This is a genomic window from Mycobacterium sp. G7A2 (genome assembly GCF_041902445.1).
In the GTDB taxonomy this organism is placed as follows: domain Bacteria; phylum Actinomycetota; class Actinomycetes; order Mycobacteriales; family Mycobacteriaceae; genus Mycobacterium.
Genome location: NZ_CP169251.1, coordinates 1,840,639 through 1,856,746 on the forward strand (window position 1 = coordinate 1,840,639; position 16,108 = coordinate 1,856,746).

The window sequence follows — 16,108 nt, forward strand, 5'->3', positions numbered from 1 at the left end:
TCTCCCACGTCGCCGCGACCGACAACGCGCGCGTCACGATGCGGCGCGCCGACGGCAGTCCCGTCCACGTCCTCGTGGTCGACGACGAGCCGGTCCTGGCCGAACTGGTCTCGATGGCGCTGAGGTACGAGGGCTGGGAGATCTCGACGGCCGGCGACGGCGCCGGCGCGATCGCCGCGGCCAAGCAGACCCCGCCGGACGTGGTCGTGCTCGACGTGATGCTGCCCGACATGAGTGGGCTGGAGGTGCTGGGCAAACTACGCGAGCAGATCCCCGGCCTGCCGCTGCTGCTGTTGACTGCCAAGGACTCGGTCGAGGACCGTATCGCGGGGCTGACCGCCGGAGGCGACGACTATGTGACCAAACCGTTCAGCATCGAGGAAGTGGTGCTGAGGTTGCGCGCGCTGCTGCGCCGCACCGGCGTGGCGACCGCCGAGTCGGACGGTGCCAAGTTGGTCGTCGGCGACCTCGTGCTGGACGAGGACAGCCATGAGGTGACGCGCGCCGGTGAGCCGATCACCCTGACCGCCACCGAGTTCGAGCTGCTGCGCTTCATGATGCGCAACGCCAAACGGGTGCTGAGCAAGGCCCAGATCCTCGACCGGGTGTGGAGCTACGACTTCGGTGGCAGGTCCAACATCGTCGAGCTGTACGTGTCATATCTGCGCAAGAAGATCGACAGCGGGCGCGAGCCGATGATCCACACGCTGCGCGGTGCGGGGTATGTCCTCAAACCCGCGCGCTGAACCCCGGCGCGCGATCCTGCGGTCACCGCGAAGCTGGTCGCTGCGCACCCGGCTGTTGGTCACCCTCATCGCGCTGCTGGCCGTGGTGTGCGCGGCCATCGGCCTCGCGACGGAGTTCGCGCTGCAACGCTTTCTGATTAACCAGCTCGACGAGCAGGTCGTCGAGGCGGGTTACCGGTCGGCGGTCATCTTCAAGTTCGGGCCGCCCCCGCCCCCCGGTTCGGGGCCGCCCGAACGGCGTGCGCTGGGATCGATGCCGAGCCCGCCGCCGGGATTTCCGCCGCTCGGCCCGCCCCCGCCCGACCGCCCCGAGCGGGGGTCGCCCTCGTCCGGCCCGCCCGAGCCCGTCCTGCTGTACCCCGGCGGGCCCTCGCCCGGCCCGCGTTCCCCCGGGGCCGGGCCCGGTCCGGAGTTCCTCAACGCGCCGGGCCAGGCCGCCGGCACCGTCGGAGCGGTGATCGCGGATGGCCGACCACTCACGGCGGCCGTCATCACGGCCGACGGAGCCCGCGCCGAAATCTCCGCTGCCGCAGCACGACAACTCGCCGCGGTGCACGACGACGGCCGGCCCGCCACGGTGGAACTCGACGGGCTGGGCCGCTACCGGGTCATCGCTCTACAGCCGGACCGACTCGGGCAAACCGTGGTCACCGGCATACCCACCACCGACGTCGACGAGACGATGTGGTGGGTGACGCTGATCTTCGCTGTCGTCGCCGCGGTGGCCCTGCTGGCAGCCGCAGCGGCCGGAGTCGTGATCGTGCGTCGCCAACTCGCCCCGTTGGCACGCGTTTCCGCGGCTGCGCAACAGGTGGCCGACCTGGAACTGGACCGCGGCGAGGTCTCCCTGCCGACGCCGATAGTCGCGGTCGACCCCGCGGCAGCCCACACCGAAGTCGGGCAACTCGGTGCGGCGCTGAACCGGATGCTCGACCGGATCGCGAGCGCTTTGTCGGCGCGCCATGCCAGTGAGACGCGGGTACGTCAGTTCGTCGCCGACGCCAGCCACGAGCTGCGCACCCCGCTGGCTGCCATCCGTGGGTACACCGAGTTGGCGCAACGCCGCCACGGCGATCTGCCCGCCGAGGTCGCCCACGCGATGGACCGCGTCGAATCCGAAACCGCCCGCATGACGAGGCTGGTCGAAGACCTCCTGCTGTTGGCCCGCCTCGATGCCGGCAGGCCGCTGGACCGCGATCCGGTCGACCTGACCCGACTCGTCGTCGACGCGGTCAGCGACGCCCACGTCGCCGGCCCCGAACACACCTGGGAACTCGATGTGCCCGACGAATCGGTCCTGGTCGACGGCGACGAGACACGCCTGCACCAGGTGGTGGCCAATCTGCTCGCCAACGCCCGCACCCACACCCCGCCCGGCACTTCGGTGACCGCTGCCCTGCGGGTGTCCGACGACGGCGCGGTGGTGCTGACGGTCACCGACGACGGCCCCGGCATCGACGAGAAGCTGCTGCCCGAGGTCTTCGAACGATTCGCGCGTGGGGACACCTCGCGGTCGCGCGGCGGAGGCAGCACCGGACTGGGCCTGGCGATCGCGGATGCCGTGGTACGTGCTCACGGAGGCGCGATCGTCGTCGACAGTGTCGCGGGCAGAACCGAATTCGCGGTCACGTTGCCGCGGCACTCACAGTCGGCGCACAGCTCCGCCTCACCCGGGGCCTAGCGACGTCCCAGACGATCGAGCGGTGACCCCTGCGACCACCGCCGAGCCGATGCGCCGTGCCTCCGTCCGTCCCCGACCTCGTCGGGCCGGCGAGGGCCGGGCGGGTCTGGTGCTGCTACTGCTCGGCACGGCGGTGCTCTATCTCTACGATCTGGCCGCCAGCGGTTGGGCCAACGCGTTCTACTCGGCGGCGGCGCAGGCCGGTGCGCGCGACCTGACAGCGATGCTGTTCGGGTCCAGCGACCCGGCCAATGCCATCACCGTCGACAAGACACCCGCTGCGCTCTGGGTGATGGACATCTCGGTGCGGATGTTCGGGCTGAACCCGTGGAGTGTGCTGGTACCGCAGGCGCTGATGGGAGTCGGCGCCGTCGCGGTGCTGTACGCGGCGGTGCGCCGGGTGGCAGGCGCCGGTGCGGGCCTGCTCGCCGGATCGGTGCTCGCCCTGACACCGGTCGCGGCGTTGATGTTCCGGTTCAACAATCCCGACGCGATGCTGGTGCTGCTGCTCGTCATCGCCGCGTACTGCACGCAGCGGGCGTGCGAAGGCCGTACCGGCCGGTGGTGGCTGATCGCCGCCGGGGTCGCGGTCGGTGCGGGGTTTCTGGCGAAGATGCTGCAGGCGCTGCTCATCGTGCCGGCGCTGGCGGCGGCGTATCTCGTCGTGGGGCGGGCACCGATGCGCCACCGGCTCACGAACACGCTGGCCGCCGGCGCGGCGGTGGTGGTCTCTGCCGGCTGGTACGTGGTGCTGGTGGAGCTCTGGCCGGCGTCGGCGCGTCCCTACATCGGTGGTTCGCAGCACAACAGTCTTCTCGAACTGGCGCTGGGCTACAACGGTTTCGGCAGGCTGACCGGGGATGAGCCGGGCGGGTTGGGCAACCTCGACCACGACGTCGGCTGGGGCCGGTTGTTCGGCGCGGGAATGGGCACCGAGATTGCATGGCTGCTGCCCGCTGCGGTGATCTGCTCCACCGCCGGATTCATCCTCACCCGCCGCGCTCCCAGAACCGACGCCACGCGTGCCGCACTGATCATCTGGACAGGCTGGTTGGCCGTCACCGCCGTCGTGTTCAGCGCGATGAACGGCATCGTGCATTCGTACTACACCGTCGCGCTGGCGCCGGCCCTCGCCGCCTGCGTCGGCATCGGCGCCACACTGCTGTGGCGCAACCGCTTCGACACCCGGGCCGCGATCGCCTTGGCCGGCACCGTGCTCGTGACCACCGCACTGGCGGCGGTGCTGCTGGCGCGGCACGCGGAGTGGCAACCTTGGTTGCGGGCGGCCGTCGCGGCTGGGGGAGCCGGCAGCGCCGCGCTGCTGCTGGTCGTGGGCCGGCTCCCGCAGTCTGTGGCCCGGTCCGTCGCAGGTCTGGCCGTGGTGTCCTGTGTTGCCGCGCCGGCAGCCTTCTCGGTCGCCACGGCACTGACGCCGCACTCCGGGGCAATACCGTCGGCCGGGCCCGCCGGAGGTGGCGGGTTCGGCGGCGGGCTGCTCGACGCGCCGACGCCGAGTGCTGAGGTGACGCGCATGCTGACCGACGACGAGGGTCGATTCACCTGGACCGCAGCGGTTGTCGGGTCGAACAACGCAGCCGGCTATCAGTTGGCGGCCGGAGCGCCGGTGCTGGCGGTGGGCGGATTCAACGGCACCGATCCGTCGCCGACGACGGCGCAGTTCGTCCGCGACGTCGAAGACGGACGGATTCATTACTTCATCGAAGGGCGGCCGCTCATGGGCCGCGCCGACCCCTCATCAGTGTCTGCTGACATCACCGAATGGGTCGCTGAGCGCTTCCCGGCCATTGCGGTCGACGGGACCGTTCTCTACGACCTGACCATGCCGCAGATCTCACAGCCGGCGCATAGCCCGAGCCAACGGTGAGCACACCCGGTCCATCCAGCATGGATGTCATGACAGCAACAGATCTCGAGTCCCGTTGTGAACGGCCATCGTTCAGGCCGCGCCATGATGTGGCGCGGGCCGCCCGCAGCACCGGAGTCCCGGTGCTCGACATCGTCGTGCCGGTGTACAACGAGCAGACCGCGCTGGCCGACTCGGTGCGCCGGCTGCACACCTACCTCGGCGACGCGATGCCGTTCCCGTTCCGGATCACGATCGCCGACAACGCCAGCATCGACGACACCCCCCAGATCGCCGCGCGCCTGGCCGCGGAGCTGCCCGACGTGCGGGTGGTGCGGTTGGAGGAGAAGGGGCGCGGCCGCGCTCTGCGGTGGGTCTGGTCGCGGTCCGACGCCGCCGTGCTGGTGTACATGGACGTCGACCTGTCCACCGACCTGGCCGCGCTGGCTCCGTTGGTGGCACCGTTGATCTCGGGCCATTCCGACCTGGCGATCGGCACCCGCCTGGGTCGCGGCGCCCGGGTGCATCGCGGCCCGAAACGGGAGTTCATCTCGCGGTGTTACAACCTGATTCTCAAATCGACTCTGGCGGCCGGCTTCTCGGACGCCCAGTGCGGCTTCAAAGCCATCCGTGCCGACGTCGCGGCGCTGCTGCTGCCCCACGTCGAGGACACCGGCTGGTTCTTCGACACCGAGTTGCTGGTGCTCGCCCAGCGCTGCGGATTGCGCATTCACGAGGTTCCTGTCGACTGGGTCGACGACCCCGACAGTCGCGTCGACATCGTCGCCACCGCCGCGGCCGACCTCAAGGGGGTAGGGCGGCTGGTGCGCGGCCTGGCCACCGGAACGATTCCGGTGCACGTGATCGCGGCTCAGCTAGGTTCGACGAGGCCGGCCGCACCCGGTTCGTTGCTGCGGCACGGGGTGAGATTCGGCGCGGTCGGCGCCGCCTCCACCGCTGTCTATGTGCTGTTGTTCCTGGCGATGCAGGGATGGGCCGGCGCGGCGCTGGCCAACGGCATCGCGTTGGCGCTCACCGCGATCGGTAACACCGCCGCGAACCGGCGGTTCACCTTCGGCGTCTCGGGCCGTCCCCGGGTGGCCCGACATCACGCCGAGGGGCTGATCGTCTTCGGCATCGCGCTGGCCATCACCAGCGGTGCGCTCGGCCTGCTGCACGCGCTGGCGCCCGACGCCCACCACGTGACCGAGCTCGCCGTGCTGGTGGGGGCCAATCTGGTGGCCACCGCCGTCCGGTTCGTGCTGCTGCGCGGCTGGGTCTTCCATCCCGGCCGCAACCGAGAAGAAGGAACCTCACGATGACGCTCACGCTCGACGGACGCGACGTGCCGGCTGACCCCGGCCTCGGCGACCCGGTGCGGCCGCGCTGGGTCAGCCCCGCAGTAGCCGCACTGCTGGCCGCCACCGCGGTGCTCTACCTGTGGGGGCTGGGGTCGGCTGGTTGGGCCAACCAGTACTACGCAGCGGCGGCGCAGGCCGGGACGCAGAACCTGACGGCGTGGCTGTTCGGGTCGCTGGATCCCGGCAACGCGATCACGGTCGACAAACCACCAGCCGCACTGTGGGTCATGGCGCTGTCGGGGCGGCTGTTCGGTTTCACGCCGTTCACCATGCTGCTGCCGCAGGCGTTGATGGGTGTTGCGTCGGTGGGGGTGCTGTACGCCGCGGTGCGACGGGTCAGCGGCCCCGGTGCGGGGTTGATCGCCGGCGCGGCCCTGGCGGTGACGCCGGTGGCGGCGTCGATGTTCCGGTACAACAACCCGGATGCGCTGCTGGTGTTGCTGCTGGTGATCGCGGCATATCTGATGGTCCGCGCCATCGAGTCGGCCCGCTCCCGGTGGATGGTGCTGGCCGGGGTGGTGTTGGGGCTGGCGTTCCTGACCAAGATGTTGCAGGCGTTCCTCGTCGTTCCCGGCTTCGCGCTGGCATTTCTGGTCGCCGCGCCTGTCGGCCTGTGGCACCGCGTCGGCAAACTCGCCGCCGGCGCCGCCGCAATGGTCGTGACCGCGGGCTCCTTTCTGGCGCTCGTCAGTCTCTGGCCGGCCGACTCCAGGCCCTACATCGGCGGCTCCACTGACAACAGCTTGGTGCAGCTTGCGCTGGGATACAACGGCATTGACCGTGTCACGGGCGGACAGGGCCCTGGTGGCGGTCCAGGTGGTGGCGGCCCCGGGGGCGGACCGGGCGGTGGCGCGAACCTGTTCTTCGGCGGCGACCCCGGGGTGACCCGGTTGTTCGGCGCGTCGATGGGGGCCGAGGCGTCGTGGCTGCTGCCCGCCGCCCTCATCGGCCTGGTGGCCGGGCTGTGGTTCACCCGCCGCACCGCGCGGACGGCATCGGTGCGCGCCGGGCTGCTGCTGTGGGGTGGCTGGCTGCTGGTCACCGGCGCCGTCTTCAGCTTCATGGGCGGCATCATCCACCCCTACTACACCGTGGCCCTGGCGCCGGCGGTCGCGGCGCTGGTGGGCATCTGCACCGCCGAACTGTGGCGCGGGAGACGCTTCCGGGGACCGCGGATGACGCTGGCCGCGATGTCTGCCGCGACCGGGGTCTGGGCGTTCATCCTGCTCGACCGCACACCGGACTGGTTCCCGTGGCTGCGCTGGGTGGTGCTGGTGGTCTCGGTCGTCACGGCCGCCGTGATCGCGGCCGGGGTGCACCGGGTGGGCCGGTGGGCTGTCGGGGTCGCCGCTGCGGCGCTGGTGGCCGGGGCAGCCGCACCCGCGGCGTACACCGTCCAGACCGCCTCGCAGGTCGGCACCGGCCCGGGCATCATGTCCGGACCGGTGCTGGCCCAAAATAACGGGCCGGGAGCGCCCGGCGGACACGACGGGCCAGGCGGTCCCGGTGGACCGGGCGGACCCGGGCGGTCGATCGCCGACAACGCCGAATTGCAGGCGATGCTCGCCGGCACCGATGCCCGCTGGGCCGCCGCCGGCATCGGGTCGATGAGCACGGCCGACCTCGCGCTGCAGACCGGCGCGTCGGTGATGGCGATCGGCGGATTCACCGGCGGCGACGACTCACCCACCCTGGAGCAGTTCCAGGCTTACGTCGCCGACGGACAGGTGCGGTACTTCATCGCCGCGGACCGCGGCCCGGGCGGACCCGGCGGTCCGGGTGGGGGGAGCGGCGCGTCGGCTGAGATCACCGCCTGGGTGGAGCAGACGTTCACCCCGCTCGACGTCGGCGGCACCACCGTGTACGACCTGCAGTCCTGACGTTCGCCGCCCGGGGTGCGCGACTCACCACCGCGCACCCCGGGCTCAGGCACCCGCGTTGACACGAGCTCCGGTCGCGGCCATAATTCCGACTAACACCATAAATCTGGTCAGTTGTACCAACTTTACGGGGAAATATGACAGCCACCGAAGAGATCGTCCAGAACGCCGGACGTTACGAGTTGAGCCACCTGCGCGCGCTGGAGGCCGAAGCGATCCACATCATCCGTGAGGTCGCCGCCGAGTTCGAGCGGCCCGTGCTGCTGTTCTCCGGCGGCAAGGACTCGATCGTGATGCTCCACCTGGCCATCAAGGCGTTCAAGCCCGGCCGGCTGCCGTTCCCGGTCATGCACGTCGACACCGGGCACAACTTCGAAGAAGTGATCGCCACCCGCGACGCGCTGGTGGCCGAACACGGCGTGCGCCTGGTCGTCGCCAGCGTCGAAGATGACATCGCCGCCGGGAGGGTCGTCGACAACGGACCGTCCCGCAACCCGCTGCAGACCGTGACATTGTTGCGCGGCATCCGGGAGAACAAGTTCGACGCCGCGTTCGGCGGTGCCCGCCGCGACGAGGAGAAGGCCCGCGCCAAGGAGCGGGTCTTCAGCTTCCGCGACGAGTTCGGCCAGTGGGACCCGAAGAACCAACGCCCCGAGGTGTGGCACCTGTACAACGGCCGGCACCGCAAGGGTGAGCACATCCGGGCCTTCCCGTTGTCGAACTGGACCGAGTTCGACATCTGGTCCTACATCGGTGCCGAGAAGATCACGCTGCCCTCGATCTACTACGCGCACAAACGTCAGGTCTTCGAGCGCGACGGCATGCTGCTGGCGGTACACGAGTATCTGCAGCCCCGCGCGGACGAGCCGATCATCGAGAAGTCGGTGCGGTTCCGCACCGTCGGCGACGTCACCTGCACCGGTTGTGTGGAATCTGAGGCGGCCACCGTGTCGGAGGTGATCGCCGAGACCGCGGTGTCGCGTCTGACCGAACGCGGCGCCACCCGGGCCGACGACCGCATCTCCGAGGCGGGGATGGAAGACCGCAAGCGCGAAGGGTATTTCTGATGAGCACGACGGACACCAGGGCGGCCGCGGAAGCGACGCTGACCAAGCCCGCCGCCACCCTGCTGCGCATCGCGACGGCAGGATCGGTCGACGACGGCAAGTCCACGCTGATCGGGCGGCTGCTGTTCGACTCCAAGGCGGTCATGGAGGACCAGCTGGCGTCGGTCGAGCGGACCTCGCGCGAGCGCGGCCACGACTTCACCGATCTGGCGCTGGTCACCGACGGGCTGCGCGCGGAGCGCGAACAGGGCATCACGATCGACGTCGCCTACCGCTACTTCGCCACCGCCAAGCGCAAATTCATCATCGCCGACACCCCCGGGCACATCCAGTACACCCGCAACATGGTCACCGGCACCTCGACCGCACAGCTGGCGATCGTGCTGGTCGACGCCCGCCACGGACTGCTCGAACAGTCGCGCAGGCACGCGTTCCTGGCCTCGCTGCTGGGCATCCAGCACATCGTGCTGGCGGTCAACAAGATGGACCTGATCGACTGGGACCGCGAGAAGTTCGAGAAGATCCGCGACGACTTCCACGACTTCGCCGCACGGCTGGACGTCCACGACGTGACGACCATCCCGCTGTCGGCGCTCAACGGCGACAACGTCGTCAGCAAGTCCGACGCGGCCCCGTGGTACGACGGTCCGTGCCTGCTGAGCCACCTCGAGGAGGTTTACGTCGCCGGCGACCGCAACCTGGTCGACGTCCGATTCCCGGTGCAGTACGTGATCCGTCCGCAGACCCGTGACCACCACGACCACCGCAGCTACGCCGGCAGCGTGGCCAGCGGCGTCATGCGCGTCGGCGACGAGGTCGTGGTGCTGCCTGCGGGCAAGACCTCGCAGATCGCCGCGATCGAAAGTCCCAGCGGCCCGGTCGACGAGGCGTTCCCGCCGATGGCGGTGTCGGTCAGCCTGACCGACGACATCGACATCTCGCGCGGCGACATGATCGCGCGGCCCAACAACCAGCCGCGCATCGCGCAGGACTTCGATGCGACCGTCTGCTGGATGGCCGACGACACGTCGCTGGAGCCCGGACGCGACTACGTCATCAAACACACCACCCGCACCACCCGGGTCAAAGTGTCCGGGCTGGACTACCGGCTGGATGTCAACACACTGCACCGGGACAAGTCCGCGACCGCATTGAAACTCAATGAGCTGGGGCGGATTTCGTTGCGCTCCCAGGTTCCGCTGCTGATCGACGAATACAGCCGCATTGCCGCGACCGGTTCGTTCATCCTGATCGACCCGAACACCAACGTCACCGTCGCCGCCGGCATGATCCTGCCCAACGTCAGCGCGCGGACCTCCAGCCCCAACACGGTGCGCCACGATTCGCTGTGCACCTCCGAGGACCGGCTGAGCACCGGCCGGATGGTGTGGTTCACCGGCCTGTCCGGATCCGGCAAATCGTCGGTGGCCATGCTGGTCGAGCAGAAGTTGCTCGAAAAGGGAGTTCCCGCTTACGTTCTCGACGGCGACAATCTGCGCCACGGACTCAACGCCGACCTCGGCTTCTCGATGGCCGACCGGTCGGAGAACCTGCGACGCCTGGCTCATGTGGCGGCCATCCTCGCCGATTCCGGCCAGGTGGTGCTGGTGCCGGCCATCAGTCCGCTGGCCGAGCACCGGGAGCTGGCACGCACCGTGGCCGACGAGGCCGGTGTCGAGTTCTTCGAGGTGTTCTGCGACACCCCGCTCGACGACTGCGAGAGGCGTGATCCCAAGGGTCTCTACGCCAAGGCCCGATCCGGTGAGATCACCCACTTCACCGGCATCGACAGTCCCTACCAGCGGCCGAAGAACCCCGACCTGCGACTGACCCCGGAGCGCAGCCCCGACGAACTGGCCGCCGCGGTCATCGAGCTGCTCGAGAGTCGCGGCCAGTGACCGACCATGAACTGGCGGCGTTGCTGGCCGCCGAGGCCGGCCGGTTGCTGCTCGACGTCCGCGCAGAGTTCGCCGACGCTGCCGCGCAGGACCGGAAAGACGCGGGGGACAAGCGCTCCCACGACTTCCTGATGGCGGCGCTGGCCGCCGAGCGTCCCGACGACGCCGTGCTCTCCGAGGAAGGCGTCGACGACCCGGTACGCCTGTCGGCGCAGCGGGTGTGGATCGTCGACCCGCTCGACGGCACCCGGGAGTTCTCCGAACTCGACCGCACCGACTGGGCGGTGCACGTCGCGCTGTGGGAAGCCGGCGAGCTCGTCGCGGGGGCGGTGGCACTTCCCGCCCAAGACATCACGCTGGCGACCCCGTCGGTGGCCGCACCACCGCCCGCGCCCGCAGTGCCACGCATCGTGGTCTCGCGGACCCGACCCCCGGCCGTCGCGCTGGCGGTCAAGGAGGCGTTGGGCGGTGAACTCGTCGAGATGGGCTCGGCGGGAGCGAAGGTCGCCTCGGTGGTGCAGGGACTGTCCGACGTGTACGTGCACGCCGGCGGCCAGTACGAATGGGACTCGGCCGCGCCGGTCGCGGTGGCCCGCGCCGCGGGTCTGCACACCTCCCGCATCGACGGCTCACCGCTGATCTACAACCAGCGCGACTCCAAGCTGCCCGACCTGATCGTGTGTCGCCCCGAGCTCGCCGAGGCCGTGCTGGCCGTCACGGCGGGCTGAACGTCCGCCGAGCCGAATCCGAAGCGGGTCAGCCGTCGTAGTCCACGACGACGGTGTCCGCGGTCGGGTGGGCCTGGCAGGTCAGCACGAAGCCCGCGTCGACTTCTGCGGACGTCAGCGCAAAGTTCTGCTCCATCGTCACGCTGCCCTCGACGACCTTGGCTTTGCAGGTCCCACAGGCGCCACCGAGACAGGAATACGGCGCGTCGATCTCATTGTTGAGTGCGGCCTCCAACACGGTCTCGCCTGGAGTCAGGTCGACGGCGTGGCTCGTTCCGGACAAGGTGACGGTGAGCTGGGCTCCGGAGAAATCGGCATGGGGTGCGCTGCGCTTCGCCCCGCGGAAAAGCTCGAGGCGAATGCTGTCATCGTCGACTCCGTCCGAGACGAGGCTGCTGCGTAACTCGGTGACAAGCGGGAGGGGCCCACACAGGTACCACCGGTCAACCGAGGTGATCGATTCCCTGAGAATTCTTCTGAGCAGCGGGTAGTCGATACGGCCCCGAAAGTCGGCGGGGTGGTGGGTTTCTCCGGAGCGGACGTGGATGATGCGCAAGCGGTCCGCGTACCGGGATTCCAGCTGGTCGAGTTCGTCGGCGAACATGGTGGTTTCGGCGGTGCGATTGCCGTAGATGAGGGTGAACCGGCTGTCGGTTTCGATCTCCATGGTGGTCCTGATGATCGACAGGATCGGGGTGATGCCGCTGCCGGCGGCGACCGCGACATGCTCGCACTCGGCCCCAGGCTGCAGGGGCGCACCGAAACTGCCGGTGGGTGTCATGAGATCCACCACGTCGCCTGCCCGCAGCATGTCGCATGCGTACGGGGAGAAGGCGCCGTTGTCGATGCGGCGGACCCCGATCGCCAATTCGCCGGAGGTGGCTGACGTGCAGATCGAGTAGTTGCGCCGGATCTTCGTGCCGTTGTCCGCGCGGTGCTGGACGGTCAGGTGTTGACCAGCCTGGAATTGGAACTGTTCGCGGAACTCCTCGGGCACCTCGAACGTGATCTTCACGCTGTCGGCGGTCAATCGGTCCACGCTCTTGACCGGAACCGGGTAGGTGCTGGCGTGCCGCGCACTCGATGACCGCGGCATCCTGACAGGCAAGATGGGCGCGAGCTTGCCGTTGAGCTTCTTCCACTCGCGGTACTCGTTCGGGTCCAGTTGCTGACCGAAGACAGTGCCGATCGCGGCATCGCGCTCCAGGTAAGCGGCCTCGTTGCGCCGCCAGGCGGCGACGTATCGGTAGAACGGAATCGACGGATGCAGATGATGCACCAGATGGTAATTCTGTGACAGCAGCAGCGGAGTCATGATCCACTCGGCCCCCACCCGGTTTCGGGTTGCGCGATAACGGTTCTCGCGCTGGGTCTGTTCCAACCCGTGGTGTGGAAGCCAGTCGAACCACCACGCGAGAACGAAGATGGCGACGCGCTCGGGAATCAGGTAGATTACGGCCACCATCCACAGGTGCCCGGTGAGCGCGGCCCCCAGGAGGACCGCCGCGGACAGCGTCATCAAGCCGGCGGTTTCGATGATCTCGGCACGTGGACGCTTTTTCCGGTGGCGCCACAGGAACCGCAGGTAGGGCAGATCCATGGCGGGAAATCGGAAAGGCAGTTGCCACCACGGTGCGGCGCTGACGAAGTGGTCGGGATCGGAATCGCCGTCATTGGTGTTGCGGTGATGCTCGATGTGGATGAAGGCGAACGATGAGAACGAGATCAGTGGGGAAACGAAGAACATCGCGACGCGCCCGAAGAGCCGGTTGACCCATCGGTGGGAACTGATCGCGCTGTGCGACGCATCGTGAAGCACGGTGAACATCACGAAGATCGCTGCCGCGCTGGCGGCTATCGTCGCCGCCGCCGGCACACTGCGGGTGATCGCGGCGGCCGTGGACGCGCCGAACACCGCCAGTGCGGCGACGAAGATTGCGACGATGGGCCAGGAGAGAGCGGGAACCCGTTCGCCGGGGTCGGGCAGGGCCTGCCGTGACAGGGTCGGCGCGGACGGAGATTCCTCTGCGGTTGTCGCCATCAGGACTCCTTCTTCCATGCTCATCGGTCGGGGTCACGCTACGAATCGCGACAACGGCCGACAAGGCACTCCCGGCCCATCTCCGTGTGCGCTGCGCACACACCCGGGAGGGGAAACCGGTCGGGGTCGAATTCAGCCGGTCTTGAGCACCGCGGCGCCGAGGACGTCTGCGGCGCGAAGCGCAGCGTGAAGCCCCGCCAGGCCGGCAGTGGCGGGAGCCCCGCGACGCTCCTCGGCGCGCCGGATTCGCTTGAGCACAGTATTGCGGTGAACGTTCAACGTGTGCGCTGCCGACACCAGACTGCCCTGCGCGTCGAGGACGGCGAGCAGGGCCGCGCGTTCCTCCCTTTCCTGCGGCCCGTCGCGGCCGAGGTCGCCCAGTTGGGACTGCACGAAGTTGCGGGCCACCTCGATGTCCTGTGACAACGCGTCGACGAGCGCGACATCGCTGAAAACCGTCAGCGACGGAGCCGACAACACGGAGAGTTCGACGATGCGGCGCGTGCCCACCGCTTCACGGTGGGACAGGCGAAAGCCCGGCACAGCCTCGTGAGGTGAGCCCACAGCGATGTGGACGGCCTCGCCGGAGCTGTGCCACGTGGCCAACGTGTCACGGGCCAGTCGGGCCTGGTCGCCGGTCACCGCGACCCACCCCCAGAGCGCAAGAGGGCCGTCGGCCATGAGGAGCGGGTGCGGTGAACCCAACGCCCTGGCCAACAGGTTGGCGTGACGTTCCAGATTGACTGCACGGTCGTGCGCCCAACAGACGAATCCGATCTGGGTGCCGGTGAGTCGGTGTCGGAGAACTCGCTCTGCGCGGCTGACCGTGATGTGCTTGCCGGCGAGCAGATCCTGCACCATCTCGGCGCGCTCGGCGCGGGCCTGGTTCTGGCGACGGTCGAGTTCGGCGACGTACTCTTCGGCGACCAGGCTGGAGATCCGGTCGATATAGCGGAACGCGAAGCGTTCCAGTTCCGCGTAGACGGTCAGGGCGGTTGCAGAGTCACCCGTCCACCCCTTCATCACGTCTGCGAGCCGCACCGTGAAGTACTCGTGTCCGAGCCGGTAGAAGCGCAACATGACATCGACGCTGTGTCCGCGCGAGGCCATCGCCCGGGCGTGCTCGAGCGCGGTGACCGGCGCCTCGGCCGCGGCGGCGTCGATGCCGTGGCGAACCATGGACAATGCCGCTTCCAGATTCGACGAACACGACCCCAGCGTCAGTCCGCGCAGTTCGGAGTCCTCGACGGTCTCGGGAATACGTTCCACCAGAAACTGCAGCATGTCGTCGGCCAGCTTCGAGACATCGGAGAGCAGTGCCACCGCAACCGTTCGCCCGTCGAGTCGGCCCTCAGGCGACTGAGCGTCCATGGCCGAGACTCTAATGCTCCCGGGGCCGAGTGCCGCCGTTCAACAGCGGACGGCGTCGTCGGTTGTGCACCCACCACGTTCATCGCCGTTCTCATGCATGTCGAATAGGCTGCAACACAGTGAGTTTGGCTCTCGAGGCGGGTCGTGGCCGCTACCTCCGCCGTGGATCGTCAGGCCGTCGACTCCGGGATGGACGGTGCCGCGGCACGCCCGCCTCGCGTGCCGCGCGGGGACCCGACTGCCCGAGACCTCGGCGATTGATCGGCACCGCAGCGCGCGAGGGCGCACTACGCTGAGACCGTGTCTGAATTGAACACCCTTCGCGCGCTGGAGGGGATGCCCGCGGCGCCTGCCCCGCTGGGCGACTCGACGTTGGTCCTCATCGACTGCCAGAACACCTACACCCGCGGGGTGATGGAACTCGAGGGGGTGGATGCCGCTCTGGACGAGGTGGCGGCCCTGCTGGACCGGGCCCGCTCCGCAGGTGTTCCGGTCATCCACATCCAGCACAACGGCGGGGCCGGCTCGCCCTACGACATCGATGCCGAGATCGGCGCCATCGTCGATCGGGTCGCTCCGCGCGAGGGCGAGCCCGTGGTCGTCAAGAGCTACCCGAACTCGTTCGTCCAGACCGACCTCGACGACCGGCTCAAGGCGGTCGGCGCCTCGAACCTCGTGTTGGCCGGTTTCATGACGCACATGTGTGTCAACTCCACTGCCCGCGGCGGGTTCAACCTCGGCTACGCGCCGACCGTGGTGGCCGGTGCGACCGCGACCCGCGCCCTGCCCGGGACGGACGGACAACCCGTGCCCGCCGCGGCGATGCAGAGCGCCAGCCTGGCCGCGATGGCCGACCTGTTCGCCGTGGTGGTCCCCGGATCCGCCGACCTGCCCGACTAATCTGACGCCATGCGGATGTCGGCGAAGGCGGAGTACGCCGTCCGCGCCATGATCCAACTGGCGACCGCCGAGGCCGGCGCTCTCGTCAAAACCGACGATCTGGCCAAGGCGCAACAGATCCCCGCCCAGTTCCTCGTCGACATCCTGTCCGACCTGCGCACCGACCGGCTGGTCCGCAGCCACCGGGGCCGCGACGGCGGCTACGAACTCAGTAGACCGGCGGCCGACATCAGCATCGCCGACGTGCTGCGCTGCATCGACGGACCGCTGGCCAGCGTGCGCGACATCGGCCTCGGCGACCTGCCGTACTCCGGCCCCACGGCCGCGTTGACCGACGTCTGGCGCGCCCTTCGGGCCAGCATGCGCTCGGTGCTCGAGCAGACCAGCCTCGCCGACGTCGCCGCCGGGGTACTGCCCGCCCATGTCCGCGCTTTCGCCGATGACTACCGCCGCCAGGAAGAGGCGCGCGGGCATCAGGACAACTAGGGCGCTGGGCTTATTGTCCCGGGCGCGGATCCCCGCCTGGGTCGACCAGGATCGCGGAAGCAGACAGGGCGTCCGTGGTAGGAAC

General features: G+C 69.0%; 12 protein-coding genes. 10 read left to right on the top strand and 2 right to left on the bottom strand.

The window, feature by feature from the left end; translation table 11 throughout:
• Positions 1-38 precede the first annotated feature (38 nt).
• The 8 genes from ACEWX3_RS09015 (at position 39) to ACEWX3_RS09050 (ending at position 11,225) form a co-directional block, all read left to right on the top strand.
• Positions 39-746 carry a response regulator transcription factor gene (locus ACEWX3_RS09015; protein WP_152519830.1) on the top strand — a complete coding sequence of 236 codons (708 nt, stop codon included), beginning with the start codon at positions 39-41 and terminating at the stop codon, positions 744-746.
• Positions 724-2,427 carry a sensor histidine kinase gene (locus ACEWX3_RS09020; protein WP_374159222.1) on the top strand — a complete coding sequence of 568 codons (1,704 nt, stop codon included), beginning with the start codon at positions 724-726 and terminating at the stop codon, positions 2,425-2,427. The genes ACEWX3_RS09015 and ACEWX3_RS09020 overlap by 23 nt, the downstream gene beginning before the upstream one ends.
• 49 nt (positions 2,428-2,476) lie before the next feature.
• On the top strand, positions 2,477-4,312 hold the full coding sequence (locus ACEWX3_RS09025; protein ID WP_374159815.1) for a glycosyltransferase family 39 protein: 1,836 nt from the start codon (positions 2,477-2,479) through the stop codon (positions 4,310-4,312).
• A gap of 29 nt (positions 4,313-4,341) precedes the next feature.
• Entirely contained in the window at positions 4,342-5,613 is a 1,272-nt protein-coding gene (locus tag ACEWX3_RS09030; RefSeq protein ID WP_152518121.1) for a bifunctional glycosyltransferase family 2/GtrA family protein, read from the top strand.
• A complete protein-coding gene (locus ACEWX3_RS09035) occupies positions 5,610-7,532 on the top strand; it encodes a glycosyltransferase family 39 protein (RefSeq protein ID WP_374159223.1) in 1,923 nt (640 codons plus the stop codon). Before ACEWX3_RS09030 ends, ACEWX3_RS09035 begins: the two co-directional genes overlap by 4 nt.
• 137 nt (positions 7,533-7,669) lie before the next feature.
• A complete protein-coding gene (gene cysD / locus ACEWX3_RS09040) occupies positions 7,670-8,599 on the top strand; it encodes a sulfate adenylyltransferase subunit CysD (RefSeq protein ID WP_207066887.1) in 930 nt (309 codons plus the stop codon).
• Positions 8,599-10,497: an adenylyl-sulfate kinase gene (cysC, locus tag ACEWX3_RS09045; RefSeq protein WP_374159224.1), complete on the top strand. Its 1,899-nt coding sequence runs from the start codon at positions 8,599-8,601 to the stop codon at positions 10,495-10,497. The genes cysD and cysC overlap by 1 nt, the downstream gene beginning before the upstream one ends.
• The gene (locus tag ACEWX3_RS09050; protein ID WP_374159225.1) at positions 10,494-11,225 is read left to right on the top strand and encodes a 3'(2'),5'-bisphosphate nucleotidase CysQ; all 732 of its coding nucleotides are present in this window, start codon (positions 10,494-10,496) and stop codon (positions 11,223-11,225) included. The genes cysC and ACEWX3_RS09050 overlap by 4 nt, the downstream gene beginning before the upstream one ends.
• 28 nt (positions 11,226-11,253) lie before the next feature.
• On the opposite strand, the gene ACEWX3_RS09055 is transcribed toward ACEWX3_RS09050, so the two are convergent.
• Positions 11,254-13,266 carry a fatty acid desaturase gene (locus ACEWX3_RS09055; protein ID WP_374159226.1) on the bottom strand — a complete coding sequence of 671 codons (2,013 nt, stop codon included), beginning with the start codon at positions 13,264-13,266 and terminating at the stop codon, positions 11,254-11,256.
• Between the two features lie 132 nt (positions 13,267-13,398).
• Positions 13,399-14,637, bottom strand: coding sequence for a helix-turn-helix domain-containing protein (locus ACEWX3_RS09060; protein WP_374159227.1), 1,239 nt, complete (start codon positions 14,635-14,637; stop codon positions 13,399-13,401).
• Between the two features lie 300 nt (positions 14,638-14,937).
• Here ACEWX3_RS09060 and ACEWX3_RS09065 point away from each other — a divergent pair, with 300 nt between their 5' ends.
• Both ACEWX3_RS09065 and ACEWX3_RS09070 read left to right on the top strand, forming a co-directional pair.
• Positions 14,938-15,537 carry a cysteine hydrolase family protein gene (locus tag ACEWX3_RS09065; protein WP_374159228.1) on the top strand — a complete coding sequence of 200 codons (600 nt, stop codon included), beginning with the start codon at positions 14,938-14,940 and terminating at the stop codon, positions 15,535-15,537.
• A 9-nt stretch (positions 15,538-15,546) separates the two neighbouring features.
• Positions 15,547-16,023: an RrF2 family transcriptional regulator gene (locus tag ACEWX3_RS09070; RefSeq protein WP_374159229.1), complete on the top strand. Its 477-nt coding sequence runs from the start codon at positions 15,547-15,549 to the stop codon at positions 16,021-16,023.
• The last annotated feature ends 85 nt before the right edge of the window (positions 16,024-16,108 follow it).

Bases quoted from the DNA above. Each gene is read 5' to 3' on its own strand.
- ACEWX3_RS09015 (WP_152519830.1), top strand. From the start codon at position 39: ATGCGGCGCGCCGACGGCAGTCCCGTCCACGTCCTCGTGGTCGACGAC.
- ACEWX3_RS09020 (WP_374159222.1), top strand. From the start codon at position 724: ATGTCCTCAAACCCGCGCGCTGAACCCCGGCGCGCGATCCTGCGGTCA.
- ACEWX3_RS09025 (WP_374159815.1), top strand. From the start codon at position 2,477: ATGCGCCGTGCCTCCGTCCGTCCCCGACCTCGTCGGGCCGGCGAGGGC.
- ACEWX3_RS09030 (WP_152518121.1), top strand. From the start codon at position 4,342: ATGACAGCAACAGATCTCGAGTCCCGTTGTGAACGGCCATCGTTCAGG.
- ACEWX3_RS09035 (WP_374159223.1), top strand. From the start codon at position 5,610: ATGACGCTCACGCTCGACGGACGCGACGTGCCGGCTGACCCCGGCCTC.
- cysD (WP_207066887.1), top strand. From the start codon at position 7,670: ATGACAGCCACCGAAGAGATCGTCCAGAACGCCGGACGTTACGAGTTG.
- cysC (WP_374159224.1), top strand. From the start codon at position 8,599: ATGAGCACGACGGACACCAGGGCGGCCGCGGAAGCGACGCTGACCAAG.
- ACEWX3_RS09055 (WP_374159226.1), bottom strand. From the start codon at position 13,266: ATGGCGACAACCGCAGAGGAATCTCCGTCCGCGCCGACCCTGTCACGG.
- ACEWX3_RS09060 (WP_374159227.1), bottom strand. From the start codon at position 14,637: ATGGACGCTCAGTCGCCTGAGGGCCGACTCGACGGGCGAACGGTTGCG.
- ACEWX3_RS09070 (WP_374159229.1), top strand. From the start codon at position 15,547: ATGCGGATGTCGGCGAAGGCGGAGTACGCCGTCCGCGCCATGATCCAA.